General features: G+C 69.4%; 15 protein-coding genes, 2 tRNA genes and 1 pseudogene. 9 read left to right on the forward strand and 9 right to left on the reverse strand.

Annotated features, from left to right (window positions below; genetic code table 11):
• Positions 1 to 44 precede the first annotated feature (44 nt).
• The 4 genes from gyrB to B5M43_RS11820 all read left to right on the forward strand — a co-directional run bounded on the left by gyrB (position 45) and on the right by B5M43_RS11820 (position 5,293).
• The gene (gene gyrB / locus B5M43_RS11805) at positions 45 to 2,129 is read left to right on the forward strand and encodes a DNA topoisomerase (ATP-hydrolyzing) subunit B (protein ID WP_082542948.1); all 2,085 of its coding nucleotides are present in this window, start codon (positions 45 to 47) and stop codon (positions 2,127 to 2,129) included.
• A gap of 47 nt (positions 2,130 to 2,176) precedes the next feature.
• Complete coding sequence (gene gyrA, locus B5M43_RS11810; RefSeq protein WP_134746414.1) at positions 2,177 to 4,729, forward strand: DNA gyrase subunit A; 2,553 nt, start codon at positions 2,177 to 2,179, stop codon at positions 4,727 to 4,729.
• On the forward strand, positions 4,726 to 5,130 hold the full coding sequence (locus B5M43_RS11815; protein ID WP_055988776.1) for a DUF3566 domain-containing protein: 405 nt from the start codon (positions 4,726 to 4,728) through the stop codon (positions 5,128 to 5,130). The genes gyrA and B5M43_RS11815 overlap by 4 nt, the downstream gene beginning before the upstream one ends.
• Before the next feature lie 86 nt (positions 5,131 to 5,216).
• Positions 5,217 to 5,293, forward strand: a tRNA-Ile gene (locus B5M43_RS11820).
• 44 nt (positions 5,294 to 5,337) lie between these two features.
• Here B5M43_RS11820 and B5M43_RS11825 read toward each other — a convergent pair.
• Positions 5,338 to 6,033: a hypothetical protein gene (locus B5M43_RS11825; protein WP_134746416.1), complete on the reverse strand. Its 696-nt coding sequence runs from the start codon at positions 6,031 to 6,033 to the stop codon at positions 5,338 to 5,340.
• A 120-nt stretch (positions 6,034 to 6,153) separates the two neighbouring features.
• Here B5M43_RS11825 and B5M43_RS11830 point away from each other — a divergent pair.
• The 3 genes from B5M43_RS11830 (at position 6,154) to B5M43_RS11840 (ending at position 8,666) form a co-directional block, all read left to right on the forward strand.
• Positions 6,154 to 6,226 (forward strand) — tRNA-Ala (locus tag B5M43_RS11830).
• 562 nt (positions 6,227 to 6,788) lie between these two features.
• Positions 6,789 to 7,322 carry a PfkB family carbohydrate kinase gene (locus B5M43_RS11835; protein ID WP_268993360.1) on the forward strand — a complete coding sequence of 178 codons (534 nt, stop codon included), beginning with the start codon at positions 6,789 to 6,791 and terminating at the stop codon, positions 7,320 to 7,322.
• A gap of 33 nt (positions 7,323 to 7,355) precedes the next feature.
• On the forward strand, positions 7,356 to 8,666 hold the full coding sequence (locus B5M43_RS11840; protein WP_167626798.1) for an amidase: 1,311 nt from the start codon (positions 7,356 to 7,358) through the stop codon (positions 8,664 to 8,666).
• A gap of 69 nt (positions 8,667 to 8,735) precedes the next feature.
• On the opposite strand, the gene B5M43_RS11845 is transcribed toward B5M43_RS11840, so the two are convergent.
• Genes B5M43_RS11845 through pxpA form a run of 6 tightly spaced genes read right to left on the reverse strand, consistent with a single transcriptional unit; the run spans position 8,736 to position 13,198 of the window.
• The gene (locus tag B5M43_RS11845) at positions 8,736 to 8,930 is read right to left on the reverse strand and encodes a tautomerase family protein (protein ID WP_055988591.1); all 195 of its coding nucleotides are present in this window, start codon (positions 8,928 to 8,930) and stop codon (positions 8,736 to 8,738) included.
• 15 nt (positions 8,931 to 8,945) lie between these two features.
• Positions 8,946 to 9,911 carry a biotin-dependent carboxyltransferase family protein gene (locus tag B5M43_RS11850; protein ID WP_134746421.1) on the reverse strand — a complete coding sequence of 322 codons (966 nt, stop codon included), beginning with the start codon at positions 9,909 to 9,911 and terminating at the stop codon, positions 8,946 to 8,948.
• Positions 9,901 to 10,794 carry an allophanate hydrolase subunit 1 gene (locus tag B5M43_RS11855; RefSeq protein WP_134746423.1) on the reverse strand — a complete coding sequence of 298 codons (894 nt, stop codon included), beginning with the start codon at positions 10,792 to 10,794 and terminating at the stop codon, positions 9,901 to 9,903. The genes B5M43_RS11850 and B5M43_RS11855 overlap by 11 nt, the downstream gene beginning before the upstream one ends.
• Positions 10,791 to 12,146, reverse strand: a complete 1,356-nt coding sequence (locus tag B5M43_RS11860) for an acetyl/propionyl/methylcrotonyl-CoA carboxylase subunit alpha (protein WP_134746425.1) — start codon at positions 12,144 to 12,146, stop codon at positions 10,791 to 10,793. Before B5M43_RS11860 ends, B5M43_RS11855 begins: the two co-directional genes overlap by 4 nt.
• 28 nt (positions 12,147 to 12,174) lie before the next feature.
• Positions 12,175 to 12,411, reverse strand: coding sequence for an acetyl-CoA carboxylase (locus B5M43_RS11865; protein ID WP_055988582.1), 237 nt, complete (start codon positions 12,409 to 12,411; stop codon positions 12,175 to 12,177).
• Between the two features lie 52 nt (positions 12,412 to 12,463).
• Positions 12,464 to 13,198: a 5-oxoprolinase subunit PxpA gene (gene pxpA, locus B5M43_RS11870; protein ID WP_230668007.1), complete on the reverse strand. Its 735-nt coding sequence runs from the start codon at positions 13,196 to 13,198 to the stop codon at positions 12,464 to 12,466.
• 90 nt (positions 13,199 to 13,288) lie between these two features.
• Between pxpA and B5M43_RS11875 the strand changes: the two genes are divergently transcribed.
• Positions 13,289 to 14,755 carry a helix-turn-helix domain-containing protein gene (locus B5M43_RS11875; RefSeq protein ID WP_167626799.1) on the forward strand — a complete coding sequence of 489 codons (1,467 nt, stop codon included), beginning with the start codon at positions 13,289 to 13,291 and terminating at the stop codon, positions 14,753 to 14,755.
• Positions 14,756 to 14,841: 86 nt separating this feature from the next.
• On the opposite strand, the gene B5M43_RS11880 is transcribed toward B5M43_RS11875, so the two are convergent.
• Positions 14,842 to 16,236, reverse strand: coding sequence for a cytosine permease (locus tag B5M43_RS11880; protein WP_134746430.1), 1,395 nt, complete (start codon positions 16,234 to 16,236; stop codon positions 14,842 to 14,844).
• A 529-nt stretch (positions 16,237 to 16,765) separates the two neighbouring features.
• On the opposite strand from B5M43_RS11880, the pseudogene B5M43_RS11885 reads away from it, so the two are divergent.
• A pseudogene (locus B5M43_RS11885) lies at positions 16,766 to 17,497 on the forward strand (cbb3-type cytochrome c oxidase subunit I); the annotation flags it as partial.
• A gap of 21 nt (positions 17,498 to 17,518) precedes the next feature.
• Here B5M43_RS11885 and B5M43_RS11890 read toward each other — a convergent pair.
• The coding region (locus B5M43_RS11890; RefSeq protein ID WP_230668008.1) for an IS3 family transposase at positions 17,519 to 18,184 on the reverse strand (666 nt) is incomplete at its 5' end.

Below are 18,184 nucleotides of genomic sequence, written 5' to 3' on the forward strand. Positions count from 1 at the left end.
GTAGGATGGCAGGGCACCCGGAACAGATGTGGAGCGCCACCTAGATGACGACCGACAACCCTCAGGACGAGACGCCTCAGAACGAGACGGGCGCACCGACGGATCCCGCAGGATCGACCGGCTCCGCCCAGATCGACGGCAAGAAGGTCGGAGGGGAGTACGGCGCAGACGCCATCCAGGTCCTCGAGGGTCTCGAGGCCGTGCGCAAGCGCCCCGGCATGTACATCGGCTCGACCGGGCCGCGCGGTCTGCACCACCTGGTGTACGAGATCGTCGACAACTCGGTCGACGAGCACCTCGCCGGACACTGCGACACGATCATCGTCACGCTGCTGGAGGACGGCGGCCTGCGCGTCGTCGACAACGGCCGCGGCATCCCCGTCGACATGCACAAGACCGAGGGCAAGTCCACGCTCGAGGTCGTGCTCACGGTGCTGCACGCCGGCGGCAAGTTCGGCGGCGGCGGCTACGCCGTCTCGGGCGGTCTGCACGGCGTCGGCTCGTCCGTCGTGAACGCGCTGTCCACGCGCCTCGACGCGGTCGTGAAGCGCCAGGGTCACGTGTGGCGCCAGTCGTTCCAGAACGGCGGCGTGCCGCTCGCCCCGATCGACAAGGGCGAGGCGACCGACGAGACCGGCACCACGATCACCTTCTGGCCGGACCCCGCGATCTTCACCGAGACCGTCGACTTCGACTACGAGACGCTGCGCACGCGCTTCCAGCAGACCGCGTTCCTCAACAAGGGCCTGCGCATCGAGCTGTACGACGAGCGCGCCGACTCCGAGGAGGAGGTCGCGCGCGAGGACGGCTCGACCGAGATGGTCAAGCGCCACAACGTCTTCCACTACGAGCGCGGCCTGGTCGACTACGTCGAGTACCTCAACAAGGTGCGCAAGGCCGAGCGCGTGAACGAGGACATCATCGTCCTCGAGCAGGAGCAGGCCGACGGCCGGATGTCGGTCGAGGTCGCGATGCAGTGGACCACCTCGTACAGCGAGAACGTGTTCACGTACGCGAACATGATCAACACCCACGAGGGCGGCACGCACGAGGAGGGCTTCCGCGCGGCGCTGACGACGCTCGTCAACAAGTACGCGCGCGCCAACAACCTCCTCAAGGAGAAGGAGGACAACCTCACGGGCGACGACGTGCGCGAGGGCCTGACCGCCGTCATCTCCGTGAAGCTGTCGGAGCCGCAGTTCGAGGGTCAGACGAAGACCAAGCTCGGCAACACGGAGGCCAAGGCGTTCGTGCAGAAGGTCGTGGGTGATCAGCTGGGCGACTGGTTCGAGCGCAACCCCGCGCAGGCGAAGAACATCGTGCGCAAGGCGATCGACGCCGCGACCGCGCGCCTCGCCGCGCGCAAGGCGCGCGAGACCGCGCGCCGCAAGAGCGTGTTCGAGTCGGCCGCGATGCCCGACAAGCTCAAGGACTGCACGTCCAAGGACCCGTCGATCAGCGAGATCTTCCTCGTCGAGGGCGACTCGGCCGGCGGCTCCGCCGTCGGCGGCCGCGACCCGCACACGCAGGCGATCCTCGCGCTGCGCGGCAAGATCCTGAACGTCGAGCGCGCGCGCATCGACAAGGCGCTGGGCAACAAGGAAGTCCAGGCGATGATCCAGGCCTTCGGCACGGGCATCGGGCCGGAGTTCGACATCGAGAAGGCGCGCTACCACAAGATCGTGCTGATGACCGATGCCGACGTCGACGGCCAGCACATCACGACGCTGCTGCTGACGCTGCTGTTCCGCTACATGCGCGGCCTGGTCGAGGCCGGTTTCGTGTACCTCGCGATGCCGCCGCTGTACCGCCTGAAGTGGTCGAACGCGCCGCACGAGTACGTCTACAGCGACCGCGAGCGCGACGCGCTCCTGAAGGAGGGCGCGGCCGCCGGCAAGCGCATCCCCAAGGAGGCCGGCATCCAGCGCTACAAGGGTCTCGGCGAGATGAACGACCACGAGCTGTGGGACACCACGATGAACCCCGAGACGCGCACGCTGCGCCAGGTGACGATCGACGACGCCGCCGCGGCCGACGAGATCTTCTCCGTGCTCATGGGCGAGGACGTCGAGTCCCGCCGCTCGTTCATCCAGCGCAACGCGAAGGACGTCCGCTTCCTCGACATCTGATCCGCGCCCCGCGCATCCGGATCATCGAGAGCTGAATCGAAAGACACATGGCAGACAACGAAGAGCGCCCCGACATCACCGCCGCGCACAACCACGGCCGCATCGACCAGGTCGACCTCCAGTCGGAGATGCAGCGCAGCTACCTCGACTACGCGATGAGCGTCATCGTCGGGCGCGCGCTGCCCGACGTGCGCGACGGCCTGAAGCCCGTGCACCGCCGCGTCGTGTACGCGATGTACGACGGCGGCTACCGCCCCGACAAGAAGTTCTCCAAGTGCGCCCGCGTCGTCGGCGAGGTCATGGGTCAGTACCACCCGCACGGCGACTCGGCGATCTACGACGCCCTCGTCCGCCTCGTGCAGCCGTGGTCGCTGCGCTACCCGCTCGCGCAGGGCCAGGGCAACTTCGGCTCGCCCGGCAACCAGGGCGCCGCCGCCCCGCGGTACACCGAGACCAAGATGGCCGCGCTCGCGCTCGAGATGGTGCGCGACATCGAGCAGGACACGGTCGACTTCCACGACAACTACGACGGCGAGACGCAGGAGCCGGCGGTCCTGCCGGCGCGCTTCCCCAACCTGCTGGTCAACGGCTCGGTCGGCATCGCGGTCGGCATGGCCACGAACATCCCGCCGCACAACCTCCGCGAGGTCGCCGACGGCGCGCTGTTCGCGCTCGCGCACCCGGAGCTGCCGCGCGAGGAGCTGCTCGAGGGCCTGATGAAGCGCATCCCGGGCCCCGACTTCCCGACCGGCGCGCAGATCCTGGGCACCAAGGGCATCCACGAGGCGTACCGGACCGGCCGCGGCTCGATCACGATGCGCGCCGTCGTGGAGATCGAGGAGATCCAGGGCCGCACGTGCCTCGTGATCACCGAGCTGCCGTACCAGGTCAACCCCGACAACCTCGCGGTCAAGATCGGCGAGCTCGCGCGCGAGGGCAAGGTCACCGGCATCGCGGACATCCGCGACGAGACCTCGGGCCGCACCGGCCAGCGCCTCGTGGTCGTGCTCAAGCGCGACGCGGTCGCGAAGGTCGTGCTCAACAACCTCTACAAGCACACCGAGCTGCAGACCAACTTCGGCGCCAACATGCTCGCGATCGTCGACGGCGTGCCGCGCACCCTGTCGCTCGACGGCTTCATCCAGTACTGGATCGCGCACCAGCTCGACGTCATCGTCCGGCGCACGCAGTTCCGCCTGCGCGAGGCCGAGAAGCGCATGCACATCCTGCGCGGCTACCTCGCGGCGCTCGACGCGCTCGACGAGGTCATCGCGCTCATCCGCCGTTCGCCCACGGTCGACGAGGCGCGCGCGGGCCTGATGGACCTGCTGAGCATCGACGAGATCCAGGCCGACGCGATCCTGTCGATGCAGCTGCGCCGCCTCGCGGCCCTCGAGCGGCAGAAGATCATCGACGAGGCCGCGGAGCTCGAGGCGAAGATCGCCGACTTCAAGGCGATCATCGCCGACGAGATGCGCCAGCGCGAGCTGATCCGCGCGGAGCTGACCGAGATCGTCGACCGCTTCGGCGACGAGCGTCGCACGCACATCCTGCACGGCTTCGACGGCGACGTGTCCATGGAGGACCTCATCGCCGAAGAGGACATGGTCGTCACGGTCACGCGCGAGGGCTATGTCAAGCGCACGCGCAGCGACAACTACCGCTCCCAGCGCCGCGGCGGCAAGGGCGTGCGGGGTGCGCAGTTGCGCGCCGACGACGTGGTCGAGCACTTCTTCGTCACCACGACCCACCACTGGCTGCTGTTCTTCACGACCAAGGGTCGCGTCTACCGCACCAAGACGTACGAGCTGCCCGAGGCCGGCCGCGACGCGAAGGGCATGCACGTCGCGAACCTGCTGGCGCTGCAGCCGGACGAGCAGATCGCGCAGATCATCGAGCTCAAGGACTACGCGGCGGCCGAGTACCTCGTGCTCGCCACGCGCAGCGGCCTCGTCAAGAAGACCCGCCTCGTCGAGTACGACACCAACCGCCAGGGCGGCATCATCGCGATCAAGCTGCGCGAGGACGACGAGCTTGTCAGCGCGCTGCTGGTGGACTCGACCGACGACATCCTGATGATCAGCCGTCGCGGAATGTCGCTGCGGTTCTCGGCGACGGACGAGGCGCTGCGCCCCATGGGCCGCTCGACCAGCGGCGTGAAGGGCATGTCGTTCCGCGGGGACGACTCGCTGCTGTCGGCGTCGGTCGTCCGCGACGAGGGCTTCGTGTTCGTCGTGACCGAGGGCGGCTACGCCAAGCGCACGCACGTCAGCGAGTACCGCGTCCAGGGCCGCGGCGGCCTGGGCATCAAGGTCGCGAAGCTGTCGGACGAGCGGGGCGGTCTCGCCGGCGGCCTGATCGTCTCGGAGGACGACGAGGTGCTCGTGGTCCTCGCCAAGGGCAAGGTGGTACGCTCGGCCGTTGCCGAGGTCCCCGCCAAGGGCCGCGACACCATGGGCGTGCTGTTCGCGCGTCCGGACAAGGACGACCGCATCCTCGCCATCGCCCGCAACAGCGAGCGCGGCGTGGCGGCCGAGGACGAGACCGAGATCGAGGACCCGTCCGCCGCCCAGACGACCGGAGACGACACAGACGCATGAGCACGGTAGCCGACAAGCTCGCCAAGAAGTCCACGCACAAGACGAACGCCAAGCAGGTGCGCCTGCGGCTGGTCTACGTCGACTTCTGGTCGGCCGTGAAGCTGTCGTTTCTGGCGGCCGTGGCCCTCGCGATCGTGACGATCGTGTCGTTCTTCCTGATCTACATGGTCGTGCAGACGACGGGCCTCATCGCCCAGATGGACGAGTTCTTCCAGAGCTTCACGGACGGCAGCCTGTCGATCACCCAGTTCATCGGCCTGCCGCAGGTGATGGCGTTCGCGACGATCGTCGCGATCCTGAACCTGGTCGTCGTCACGGTGCTCGGCGCCGTGATCGCCGGCATCTACAACCTGGCCGTGAAGGTCACGGGCGGGCTGCTCGTCGGGTTCACCTCGAACTGACACACGCGGGACCGGCCCCGATTGGCGCTCGCCGCGCGGATCGGGTAAAGTCTCTGAGGTTGAGGACGCGAGTCCGACGCCCAACTGGGGGTATAGCTCAGGCGGTTAGAGCGCTTCACTGATAATGAAGAGGTCCCAGGTTCAAGTCCTGGTACCCCCACCATCGAGAGCCTTCGCAGACGCGGAGGCTTTTCTCGTTCCCGGGTGTCAGCGGCCGCGCGGCAGGGTCGTCAGGTGGACGCCGACCGCGTCGAACACCTCGAGCACGCCGTCCCAGACGCGCGCCTCGTAGGGGACGCGGGTCCACTCCCTGGCCTCGGGGGGACAGGCCGCCTCGGTGTACGACAGCTCGGCGGGGAAGCGGTACACGTCGCCTTTGGCGGATCCGTCCGTCCCGGCGAACCAGCTGCAGCCGTCGTACCCCTCCACCGAGCCGTCGGCGTGCAACCTGATCCACGGTCCGTCCCCGTCCGCGCGCCACTCGCCGAGCACGCTGACGCGGAGCGGCGGGACGGAGCGGCTCAGGCGGGCGATCACGACGTCGTCCTCGTCATAGAGGACGAGCTCCCCGTCCTCCACGGCGAGCGACGAGGGGATCGAACGCAGGACGTCCGGGTCGTTCACGCAGGCTCTCAGGGTCTGCCCCCAGCCGCGATCCGTCATCAGCCGATCGCCCTCGAGCCGGGTCACGTCGGTCCAGATGCCGTTGCAGCCGTCTGAGCCGCTCACGCTCCCGCCGCCCGAGATGGTCAGATGCGGGGTGCCCCAGTCGCCACCCCACCGCGCGAGGAACGGCATGAGGTCGCCCCCGTCGTCGGCCTCCGCGCTCGCGCCGACGATTCCCGTCGTGAAGGCCATCGCGACGACGGCGAGCACGACCGCCCCGATGCGGCGTCTGTACATGAGCGGATCATCCCACCCCGCACCGTCCCGGACAACGGGAGCGCCGGGCGCCGGTTCCTGACAGCCGGCCGCGAGGGGCGCGATCCTCGGCCCTGTAGACTCGTCGAGGACATTCCCTCGGGGGCCTTAGCTCAGTTGGTAGAGCGCCTGCTTTGCAAGCAGGATGTCAGGAGTTCGAATCTCCTAGGCTCCACAATTTCCAAAGGGCTTCAGCGAGACATAGGTCTTGCGGAACCCCTCCTCGCAAGTGCGCAGGATATCCCTGATCAGACTTGGATTACGCGACAGCGCGGTCATCTACGCAGAGCGATCGGCAGCATCCGCGACGACCTCAACGGATGGTAGTAGATCAGTCTCTAATGGTAGTGATTGGTGTTGGCTGCGGTGCGTCTCGTGAGGCCCGGAAACACGCGGATCTGACTGCGCGTGAATCGGCCGTGCGCCCCGGGTCCGGGCACGGGCGGCGGCTAGGACCACACCTCCGCGCCGCGGGAGGCTTGAGCTAGCGCGAGCTCGCCGCGCGGATGAACACCACCCAGTCGGTAGTCTCCCGCCTCGAGGAAGGCGGTGGTGCGAAGAATTCGATCGACACCCTTGCGCGAACATTGGATTGCCTCGACCGGCGACGCGCCCGAGGGGGCTCGTCGGCAGTCGCGCGCGGATCATGTGTTGTAACCAGTTGAATCCGCCCTGCACACGCTCTTCGATGTGGTGCGCCCGATCAGCGACGCCAAGTGACGCCCATCGCCGCGTTCATGCCCCCGGGCGCGGATGCCGTCCGCGCCATGCTCTCGCAGGCGCGCGAACGCAGCACCATCAGCCTCGATCCGAACATCCGGCCGGCGCTGCTGGCCGACCACGCCGCCGTCGTCGACAGGTTCGAGAGGCTCGCCCGGCTTGCCGACATCGTCAAGATGAGCGACGAGGATCGGGAGTGGCTGTATCCGGGCGAGGGGGCGGACGCCGTCGCCGCCCGCCTCGTGGAGACCGGCGCGCCGCTTGTGGTGGTGACGCGTGGCGCGCACGGCGCGATCGCGATGACGCGGGACGGCTCCCGCGACGTGGCGCCGGTCGCCACTTCTGTGGTCGACACGGTCGGCGCCGGAGACTCGTTCATGTCCGCACTGCTCGGGAGCCTCCATGCGGCGTCGCTCCTCGGCGCGGCGGGGCGTGTCGCGTTCCCGCCGGGCGCGCTCGAGCCGCATCTGAGCATGGCCGCGCGCGCCGCCGCGATCACGGTGTCACGTGCCGGTGCGAACCCGCCTGACGCTCGCGACCTCTTGCAGTAGATGGTGGTCCCCCTTCGCCCGGAAGGGATCACCATGACGACGAACGACTCGGAGCAGCCGCTGCGGCTGCCGCTTCACGATCTGGCGCGCAGGCTGCGCGCGGGAGAGCTCGGCGCGGAAGAGGTGATGCGTCACTGCCTGGACACCATCGCGGAGCGAGACGAGGAGATCCGCGCGTGGGTGCACGTCGACTACGAGGGCGCGATCGCCGCGGCGCGCGACCTCGACCGGACACCGGTGAGCGAGCGGGGGCCGCTCCACGGCGTCCCCGTTGCGCTGAAGGACATCATCGACACGGCCTCCCTGCCCACGACCTACGGCAGCCGGATCTACGCGGGTCATCGACCGACGGTCGATGCCGCGGCCGTCCAGCGGCTGCGCGACGCCGGCGCAGTGATGGTCGGCAAGACGGTCACCACCGAGTTCGCGTCCTGGTCTCCCACTCCGACGCGGAACCCGCACGATCTCGCGCGCACCGCGGGTGCCTCGTCCAGCGGATCGGCCGCCGCCGTGGCGGCCCGGATGGTGCCGCTCGCGCTCGGCACGCAGACGGTGGGGTCCACCATCCGACCCGCGTCGTTCTGCGGCGTCGCCGCGATCAAGGCGACCCATGGCGCCCTCGACCTGACCGGCTTCAAGCGCACGAGCGCCCGTCTGGACACCATGGGGATCTTCGCCTCCCACGCCGCGGGCCTGGCGCTGGCGTGGCGCGTGCTGCACGCGTCCCCCGGGGTGCGCGGGCCCCGCGCGGCGGGGGCCGCCGGCGCGCGGATCGGATTCGTGCGCACCCCCTGGTGGGCGCAGGCGGAACCGGCCAGCCGCGCCGCGACCGAGTCGGCCGCTGCCGCGCTCGGCGCCGCCGCCGTCGAGCTGCCCCCGGCCTTCGACGACATCGTCTCCGCACACGACCTGATCGCCATGACCGACACCAGCCACGCCCTGCTGCCGGAGTATCGCGCACATCCGGAGATGCTCACCGATCAGCTGCGGGAGCGCCTGGGGGAGGGTCTGCGGACGGCGCCCGGCGCGTATCGCGCCGCCGTGCGCGTCGCCGACCGGGTCCGCACCGCGACGAGCGCGCTGTTCGAGGTCGTCGATGTGCTCGTCGCGCCCGCCGTCATCGGTGAGGCGCCGTTCGCGGAGGACGGCACCGGCGACCCGCTGTTCTGCCGGCCGTGGTCAATGCTGGGCAACCCCGTCGTGACGGTACCCGTCGCGTTCGGGCCCGCCGGCCTCCCGATCGGCGTGCAGATCGTCGCTCGTCACGGCGAGGACCTCCTGGCCCTCGACGTCGCCGCCCGGCTTTCGGACGCGATCGGTGCCGCGGCGATGACGGCGTCCTGACCGGCTGCCCAGGGGTGCCGCCGGTACCGGGCGGGGTGGCGCCGTCCGGCGCCACCCCACCCGCGTCTCCTACCGGGTCTCCCCGTTGAAGGTCCACTGCTCGCGGGGGATGCCCTCGACCGTGACCCAGGTGTCGGGCCGGCGCCCGCCTGGCGCGGTGCAGTGCTCCGCCACGACCTCGTCGATGGCCACCGCGAGCCGCCGGGCGAGCTCGGGGTCCTGCTGGAGGCGGTGTTCGAACAGCTTCACGGTGACGAGGGGCATCGCCCGCTCCCTTCCCTACGACCAGACGCGCGCGAAGCGGGCCTTGCGCTCCGCGCGAGCGTCGAGTGCCTGCTCCATCGTGACCGGGACGAATCGGACCTTCGCGCCCGGGCCCATCCGGGCGAACAGGTCCATGTCCGCGCTGATGACGGTCGCGGCCTGCGCGTAGCCGCCGCCGGACACCGCGTCGCAGTGCAGGACGATGGGCTGCGTGCCGCCGGGGATCTGGATCGAGCCGACCGCGTAGCCGGCATCCGTGATGTTGGAGGGGTCCTGGCCCGCGCCGAAGGGCTGCTCCTCCTGCTTCCACTCGGCACCCGGGCCGTCGAAGCGCAGCCCCATGCGGTCTGCCACGGGCGTCAGGGTCCATTCGGCCTCGGTGAGGTTGCGCAGCCCCTGCTCGGTGAGCTTGTGGTCGTACAGGCCCAGCATGATCCGCACGGTGAACTCGCGCCCGTAGTCGGGCAGCAGGTCTTCGGGGACCTCCTCCATGCGCGGCAGCGTGGCCTGCGGCGGCGCACCGACGGGCAGCGTGTCACCGGCCTGCACGGCGCGCCCCTGGACGCCGCCCAGGCGGCCGATCGGGTACGTGGAGCGCGACCCGAGCACCTCGGGCACGTCGATGCCGCCGGCCACGGCGATGAAGTACTTCGCGCCGCCCTTCAGCACGCCGAAGGACACCTCATCGCCCGCGGCGAGCTCGAGCCGGGTGTATCCGGCCCGTCGCTCCCCGTTGACGAGCACGTCGACGGGGGAGCCCGTCACGGCGAGCACGGTGCCCGCGTCCACGCGGAGCTTGGGACCCAGGTAGGTGCACTCCAGCACCGCCTCTTTGTCGGTGTTGCCGACGAGGCGGTTCGCGAGGGCGGCCGCGTACTGGTCCATGGCGCCGCCCTGGGGGATCCCGAAGCGGTAGTAGCCGAAGCGGCCGCGGTCCTGCACCGTGGTCGCCAGTCCCGGGGTGAGAATCTCAAGCGACATCCAGGGCCTCCAGAAGGGTGGTGTTGTACCCGGCGGGGTCGGCCAGCGCGTCGGCCAGCGTGAAGGTGACGGGCGCCTGCTTGTAGCGATACGTCCCGGCGGCGACCTCGGCTTCGATCCGGCGGTACTCGGCCTCGTCGACCGGGCGGTACTTGACGATGTCGCCCGTGCGGAACAGCACCATGAAGTCCGAGAAGTCCTCGAGCCGCTGCTCGGGGTCGTAGATGGGGGTCGGCGTGATGCCGAGCATCTGGTAGCCGCCCGCGCCGCGCACCGAGTAGTGCGCGGTGAAGCAGCCGCCGTAGCCGATCGTGAGCGCGGGCGTGTCGGTGCGCGGGCTCAGGTACTTCGGCACCTCGAGCTGCCGCTCGCGCGGCGCCAGCTGGAACAGGAACGGCAGGCCCGCCACGAAGCCCACCATCGAGACCAGCCACGGCGTCTCGTGGTGGCGCCGGATGAACTCGGCCGCGTCCGCCAGGCCGTTGACCTCGGCCGCGTAGTCCAGGTCCGAGCCGTTCGGGTTCTGGTGGTAGCCCTCGCGGAACCGCGCGGCGACCTCTCGCGTGTACGGGTCGTCGTACCAGACGGGCACCTCGATGATCCGCGTCTCGAGCGCCTGCACCGCCGCGCGGCGGACCTCGGTCTCGAGTTCGCGCGCCTTGGCCTCCAGGTCGGCGGAGGCGAGCTCGTCCGGGTTGAAGCGGATGAGCAGGGACGCGTTCGCGGGGCAGATGTCGACGATGCCGTTCAGCGCCGCCTCCTCGAGCCCGTGCGCCATGGCGGTGGCGACGAAGTTCGCCTCCAGGCTCATGTCCGGGGAGATCTCGATGAGCAGGAACTCGTCGCCTCCCCACGTGTAGCGGGCGCGGTCCGGAAGTGTCATGCGTCTGCTCCCAACAGGCCGGGTACGGACTCGATGTAGGTCGTGTAGTGCTCGGCGGCGGCGAAGTCCTCGAGCTCCACGAGGCGTCGCATCAGGGGCACGGTGGTCTTGATGCCGGAGATCTCGGTCTCGCCGAGGGCGCGTGCCGCCCGCGCCCGGGCCTGGGCCCGGTCCGGACCCCACACGATCACCTTCCCGAGCAGGGAGTCGTAGAACGGCATCACGGTCTGGCCCGCGGAGAAGCCGAAGTCGGCCCGCACGCCGGGGCCGCCCGAGAGCTGGAGGCTCTCGATCAGGCCGGGACTGGGCATGAAGTTGTTCGCCGGATCCTCCGCGTTGATGCGGAACTCGAACGCGTGCCCGTCGAAGCGGATGTCCTCCTGCGTGTACCCGAGCTTCTCGCCCGAGGCCACGCGGAGCTGCTCGCGCACCAGGTCGATCCCGGTGATCGCCTCGCTGATCGGATGCTCGACCTGCAGGCGCGTGTTCATCTCGATGAACGCGACCTCCTGGCGCTCCGGGTCGTAGAGGAACTCGACGGTGCCCGCGCCGATGTACTTCGCCTGGCGAGCCAGCTCCACCGACGAGGCGCGCATGCGCTCGCGCAGCTCGTCGGGCAGACCCGGCGCGGGGGCCTCCTCGATCACCTTCTGCTGCCGGCGCTGCATGGAGCAGTCGCGGTCGCCCAGGTGCAACCACGTCTCGCCGTCGCCCAGGAGCTGGACCTCGACGTGCCGGGCGCGGGTCACGAAGCGCTCGAAGTACACGTCGCTGGACCCGAACGCCGCGAGAGCCTCGGCCTGCGCCACCTCCACGGTGCCGCGGACGTCCTCGCGCGAGTCGATGCGCCGGATGCCGCGCCCGCCGCCGCCCGCCGACGCCTTGACCACGAGCGGGTAGCCGATGCTGTCGGCCACCGCCTCGATGTCGCCGTCGGTGTCCAGCGAACCCTCGGTGCCCGCGAGGACCGGCACGCCGGCCGCGCTCGCGGCCTCGCGCGCGCGGGACTTGTCGCCCATCAGCTCGATCGACTCGGGACTTGGCCCGACCCAGATCAGCCCGGCCTCTTGGACCCGTCGCGCGAATCCGGCGTTCTCGGAGAGGAAGCCGTAGCCCGGGTGGATCGCGTCGGCGCCGCTCACGGCGGCGGCGTGCAGGATCGCGTCCTGGTTCAGGTAGCTCAACCCGGCCGGCGCCGGGCCGATCACGTGGGTCTCGTCCGCGATGCGCTCGACGTTCGACCCGCGATCCGCCTCGCTCACCACCGCGACCGTGGCGATTCCCATTTCCTTCGCCGTGCGGATGACGCGGATTGCTATCTCGCCGCGATTGGCGATGAGCAGTTTCTTCACCTCTGGTGCTCCTTCTGCCGGACGCTGGTCAGTCGATCGTGGCGATGACGTCGCCGGGACCGACGGTTCCGTTGTCCTCGACCTCGAACGAGGTGATGACTCCCGCCACCTCGGTGCGGACTTCGCTGAACTGCTTCATGATCTCGACGATGCCGATGGTCTGCCCCGCCTCGACGGCGTCGCCGACCTCGACGAACGGCGCCTTGTCGGGGGCCGGCCGGCGGTAGAAGATGCCGGGCAGGGGGGCGATTACCTGTGCGCTCACGTGCGTGTTCTCCAATGGGTTAGGGGGTCTGGTTGCTGGTTGCCTGGCGCCGCTACTCTGCGAGCGCCCCGCGGACGGCCTCGGCGACCTCCACCGCGTTGGGCGTGTCGGAGTGCACGCAGACGCTGCCGAAGCGCAGCGGGATCTCGGTGCCGTCGACCGACAGGATCGAGCCCGTCTCGAGGGCGCGGCGGGTGCGCTCCGCCGCCGCCGCCGGATCCGTCGCGTGGGGCTGGCGCAGGATGATGAGGCCGCCGTCGGCGTTGTAGTCGAGGTCGACGTACAGCTCACCCACGAACTCGACGCCCTCGCGCTCGCTCACCCGCTGGTGGGCGGATCCGGCGATGCCGAAGATCGGCACGCCGTAGTCCGCCGCCACGCGCGTGGCCCCGGCCATGAGCTCCGCGTCGCGGGCCAGCATGCCGTAGAGGGCGCCGTGGGGCTTGATGTGGTTCAGCGGCAGGTCGTACTTCTTCAGGAAGCCGCTCAGGGCGCCGACCTGGTACCGGATGAGGCTCTCGACCTCCTCGGGCGTCAGCTTCATCTCGCGGCGCCCGAAGCCGACCAGGTCGGGCAGTCCGGGGTGTGCTCCCACGCGGACCCCGTTCGCCTTGGCGAGCGCGACGGTCGCCTCGAGCGTCTGCGGATCACCCGAGTGAAAACCGCATGCCACATTCGCGACGTCGATGATCGACATCAGGTTGGCGTCGTTGCCGAAGGTGTGGAGGCCGAAGGCCTCGCCCATGTCCGAGTTCAGGGAGATGTCTCCGCTGCGCTGTGCTGTCATGCTCATAAGCTACGCTCCGACTCGAGTTCAGGTGATTGTGCAAACGCAAAAGGGTCGCGCATGTCTTTGTGCGCAAGCAAGGAGGAAAGCATGCATGTCGCAGACCTGTTGACCGACCCGTCGCTCCAGCTTCGCCTCGAGACGCCCACCGGGACGAAGCGCCTCCAGCAGGAGGTGGCGCGCTGCGCGCCCATGGAGCACCTCGACCCCACGCCCTTCCTGGACGAGAACGTGCTGCTGCTGACGTCGGGCATCGGGATGAACTTCACCGAGCAGAGCATCTGGGACGGGTACGTCGAGCGCCTGGCGCGCGTGCCGGTCTCGGCCGTCGCGTTCTCCGTCGGAGCGGCGCACCGGGAGATGCCGCGCGGGCTCGTGAACGCGTGCACCGCGTACGACGTCCCGCTGCTGGAGGTCCCCCCCACGGTCCCGCTGCACAAGATCGACCAGTTCGTCGAGGAGTGGCTGCAGGCGGAACGGCTCGAGCAGTATGACCGGAGCTGGCTGATCGCGGACGAATGCGCCCGGCTGGCCAGCCAGGGGGCCGAGATCACCACGCTCCTGGCCGCCATCCACGCCTCCATCGACGAGCCGCTCGCCGTCTACGACGCGTTCGACTCGCTCATCGCGCAATACCCGGAGACCGCGACGTGGCGCACGGGCGCGGCGCGCCCCTCAGGGCCGGAGGTGCTGAACGTGAACCTGCCGATGGGTCTGAGCAACCCGTGCCAGCTCTCCGTGCGCGTCCACCAGTCGGCGCGCGAGCTGCAGACGCTCCTCGCCCCCGTCAGCTCGATCCTCGCCCTGCAGCTCAACCGCGCCGTCGCCGTGGACGCCAGCAGCCACCAGGACATGCTCCGCTTCGTGAACCGCTGCGTGGGCTGGTCGGAGTCCACCCGCAGCGACGTCGCGAACGCCTTCCACGAGCTCGGCCTCAGCCGGCAGGCCGAGACCGCGCTCGCCGTCGCGGACATGAGCGGCGACCACGCCGCCTCCGCGTGGAAGCTCCGCGACGCGCTGCACCGCGCCTTCCACAACGTCCGGGTCGCCGAGATCGACGACCGGATGATCGCGATCGCGCAGTTCCCCCGCGACGGGTTCCCCGCGGCCGCGGAGGCGCTGATGCGGTTCACGCCCGCGCTGCCGCTGGTGTATCGCGGACCCGTGTACACCATCGACGAGCTGCGCATCGCGCTCGTCCACGCGCTCGATCTCGTCAACCACACGCCGGTGCAGGTGATCGCGCCGGCCCTGGGCCTGAGCGCCGTCGTCGCGGCGGCCGCCGGCCGCGGGGCGCGGGAGTCGGCGGAGCGCTTCCTGGCGCCGCTGTTCGAGCACGACGATCAGCGCAGCAGCGAGCTGTTGCCGACGCTGCGGGCGTGGATCCGTCACAACGCCCAGGCGTCGAAGACCTGCGAGGAGCTCTTCATCCACCGGAACTCGCTGAGCTACCGACTGCGACGCATCGAGGAGGTCCTGGGCGTGTCGCTCGAGACCCTCGAGGGGAAGTCCACCTGCCTGATGGCCCTGAGGCTCGTCGACCTCGAGCCGTATTGAGTCCGGCGCGGCCCTTGCCCGCGCAACGCGAGGCGGGCCGCCGGGGTCTTCCCCCGACGGCCCGCCCGCGTGCGGCGCGCCCGTGGTTACGAGCGGACCGCCTTGGTCAGGCCGGTGCGGCTGTTCGGGTTCACGCGCCAGAGGATGGCGTAGATCGCCCCGCCCAGCACCGCCGTAAGGATCGGACCCCACGTGGAGCCGATGCCGCCGAGGTCCGGGTTGATCACGCCGAGCTGGAGCATCACCAGGCCGACGGCCGTCGCGACGATCCACGCGATCAGGCCGTTCGCGTTGAAGGTCCGGTAGTGGTGATCGCCGATCGCGGCGTGCTCGCCGTTCTGACCGCGGTTCAGCAGGATGTGCACCAGCGCGATCGCCACCCAGGCCGTCACCAGCACGCCCTGCCAGGCGAGCGCGATGAGCAGGTACTGCACGATGGGGAGCAGCATGCACAGGAAGATGATCACCGAGGAGATCAGCACCCAGGCGATGTTGGGGATCCGGATCTTCAGCACGCGCTCGCCGAACGCCTTCAGGTTCGCGGAGCTGAGGTAGTAGTTCGCCGTGTTGATGCGCGTCTGCGACGCGATGATCACGATGAGGCCCAGGATCCCCATCAGGCTCACGACCCCGCCGGCGAGCCCGGTCTCGGAGACCTCGATGCCGGGGATCGTGAAGGTGAGGAAGATGCCGACGAACGCGGAGAAGCCGTAGGCCAGCACGTAGAAGAGCGGGCCGAACGTGAGCGTCTGGTGGAAACGCACGTCCTTGCGCTTGCCGAGCGCCGCGTAGTCCATCGTGAACATCATCATGATCCAGATGCCCATGTACCCGGCGAAGGTGGCGAGCCACCCCGGACCGCCGCTGGCGAGGATGGCCGGCGCCTCGGGGGCCTGTGTCAGCCACGTGTCGCTGAAGCCGTACACGGCGCCGGCCCAGATGACCGCCGCGATGAGCCCGCCGATGTAGAGCGGCATCAGCCACCCGTTGAGCTTGTCGAGGAAGCGACGGACGCCGCCGATCACGAGCGGCGTGGAGTAGATCACGACGATCAGGCTCCACAGCCACAGCGGACCGCCGAAGGCGGCCGCGAACGCGTAGACCACGATGGATCCCTCGAACACCGCGTAATAGATCGCGATCAGGGCGAAGATCAGGGTCGCGATGGACGAACCCGCTCGCCCCAGGATCGAGCGGGAGAACTCCGCCACGGTGGTGCGGTTGTTGATGGCGTACTTCGACAGCACGGCGTTGATCAGGCCGTACGCGATGATGGTCAGCACCAGGCCGATGAGGGCCTGCACGGTGCCGTAGGCGAGCGCCATGGCCGCGCCGATGTACACGAAGAAGAAGGCGCTCGCCGTGCCGTACCAGGCCAGCAGCAGCGGTCCCTTCTTCATCTGGTCTTCGTCGTTGCCTTCTCGGGCAAGAGCATCCGTCGCCTCGACGTCGTCGTTGCTTCCGGTGATATTGAGAGTCACGGGTACCTCCGTTGTGTCCGCCGGGACCGAGCCGCGATCTAGTCGCCGGGCCCGGCTCGGACATGGGATGGGGTCCACCGCCGGCGGGTACCGGCGGTGTGAATCGCGGACGCACGGGGAACGCCCCGTGAAGCCGCGTGCGACACATTCTGGAGCCCGCGCAGGCTTTCGAATACTGTGCAGGCGCCGGAATGTCGACGCGCCCGTCGGCTATCTGCACAAACGGCCGGGACCCAGATGAGGTCGTGGTTACCCGCGCGTTTCGCGGCATGGGGTGCGGGCGATCCCGCCTCCTGCTCCGCGCCGAACGCGCGGGACGTCGGTCGCCGACGTCCCGCGCGGCCCGCTCAGGATGCCAGCAAATCGCCCACTCCGGTGCGCCGTTTCCCACCGAACGAGGTCGCCCGGGCCGGAGGGCCCACGGGATGCTCGCCGGGTGCGGCTTGTACGCCTCCGCGGGCGGCGACGCAAGCGGATGTGCTGGCCGCGCGGCCAGTCCTACCGTGCCGCCAGCCGGGTCGCCGCGCGCATGCGACGGGCCGCGGGACGGGATCGCTCGAGGGAGACCGAGGAGGCCGGAGTGAGCGCAGCAGAAGGCAGCGCGGGGCAGGCGGGACGCGCGGGGGCGGCGGTGCTTCCGCCCCGGCAGGCGGAGCTGCTGAGCGCCTCTCGCACCGAGCAGAAGGGCAACATCTTCCTCCGGTGGATCACCTCCACCGACCACAAGACGATCGGCTACATGTACCTGGTCGCGGCGCTGCTGTTCTTCCTGCTCGGCGGGGTGATGGCGCTGCTCATCCGCGCCGAACTCTTCCAGCCGGGCATGCAGGTGGTCCCCACCAAGGAGCAGTACAACCAGCTGTTTACAATGCACGGCACGATCATGCTGCTGATGTTCGCGACGCCGCTGTTCGCGGGCTTCGCGAACGCGATCATGCCGCTGCAGATCGGGGCTCCGGATGTGGCGTTCCCGCGGCTGAACGCGCTCTCGTTCTGGCTGTTCCTGTTCGGCTCGCTCGTCGCGGTCGGCGGTTTCCTGACGCCGTCGGGGCCCGCGTCCTTCGGCTGGACCGCGTACCAGCCGCTCTCCAACGCCACCTTCACCCCCGGCGTGGGGGGCAATCTGTGGATGCTGGGCCTGGGCCTGTCGGGCTTCGGCACGATCCTCGGCGCCATGAACTTCATCACCACGATCATCACCATGCGCGCCCCGGGGATGACCATGTGGCGCATGCCGATCTTCACGTGGAACACGCTCATTGAACCGGCCTGGGTTTCGTTCCTATCGGTTTCCCTGTCCGGCGGTCGCCGGGGAGGCTGATCCGAGGTCAGCGTAGTACGCGTCCTCGACCTCGGCCGGGGTGCGCATGCCGAGCTCGCCATGGAGGCGTTGGTGGTTCCACCACCACACCCATTCGAGCGTCGCAAGCTCGACCTGCTCGACCGTCCGCCAGGGCCCGCGCTGGCGGATCAGCTCGGTCTTGTAGAGGTTGTTGATCGCCTCGGCGAGGGCATTGTCATGCCTGTGCGGCGCGTCTGCGCGGAACCGTCGTTGGACGAGGTCCCGCGGCAGGGATTGCGCCTTGTCGGGCCTGGTCGTGAACGCCTTCTTCGACTTGCGAACCCCACGCACTCCCGCGAGGCGCATGAGGCGTTCGGTCTGGTCTCGGCCGATGTCCCATCCCTGACGTTTCAGGACGGCATGCATCTTCCGCCGCCCGTAGACGCCGTAGTTCTCCGCATGCAGCCGGGCGACCTCGGGCACCAGCAGCTCGTCCCGCAGCTGCCGGGCGGAGACGACGCGGGTCTTCGCGGCGCGATACCCGCGGGACGTGATGAAACCCTGCACTGCCGGGCGCAGCGTCCGGCAGATGAGCTCGACCCCGAACCGCTCTCGATATTCGTCGATGAAGCGGATCATCTCGGTCAGGGCCGGTCGAGCTCCTTC

The sequence above is a fragment of the Microbacterium sp. MEC084 genome (assembly GCF_004514465.2).
Classification (GTDB): domain Bacteria; phylum Actinomycetota; class Actinomycetes; order Actinomycetales; family Microbacteriaceae; genus Microbacterium.

Bases quoted from the DNA above. Each gene is read 5' to 3' on its own strand.
- gyrB (WP_082542948.1), top strand. From the start codon at position 45: ATGACGACCGACAACCCTCAGGACGAGACGCCTCAGAACGAGACGGGC.
- gyrA (WP_134746414.1), top strand. From the start codon at position 2,177: ATGGCAGACAACGAAGAGCGCCCCGACATCACCGCCGCGCACAACCAC.
- B5M43_RS11815 (WP_055988776.1), top strand. From the start codon at position 4,726: ATGAGCACGGTAGCCGACAAGCTCGCCAAGAAGTCCACGCACAAGACG.
- B5M43_RS11825 (WP_134746416.1), bottom strand. From the start codon at position 6,033: ATGTACAGACGCCGCATCGGGGCGGTCGTGCTCGCCGTCGTCGCGATG.
- B5M43_RS11835 (WP_268993360.1), top strand. From the start codon at position 6,789: ATGCCCCCGGGCGCGGATGCCGTCCGCGCCATGCTCTCGCAGGCGCGC.
- B5M43_RS11840 (WP_167626798.1), top strand. From the start codon at position 7,356: ATGACGACGAACGACTCGGAGCAGCCGCTGCGGCTGCCGCTTCACGAT.
- B5M43_RS11845 (WP_055988591.1), bottom strand. From the start codon at position 8,930: ATGCCCCTCGTCACCGTGAAGCTGTTCGAACACCGCCTCCAGCAGGAC.
- B5M43_RS11850 (WP_134746421.1), bottom strand. From the start codon at position 9,911: ATGTCGCTTGAGATTCTCACCCCGGGACTGGCGACCACGGTGCAGGAC.
- B5M43_RS11855 (WP_134746423.1), bottom strand. From the start codon at position 10,794: ATGACACTTCCGGACCGCGCCCGCTACACGTGGGGAGGCGACGAGTTC.
- pxpA (WP_230668007.1), bottom strand. From the start codon at position 13,198: ATGACAGCACAGCGCAGCGGAGACATCTCCCTGAACTCGGACATGGGC.
- B5M43_RS11875 (WP_167626799.1), top strand. From the start codon at position 13,289: ATGCATGTCGCAGACCTGTTGACCGACCCGTCGCTCCAGCTTCGCCTC.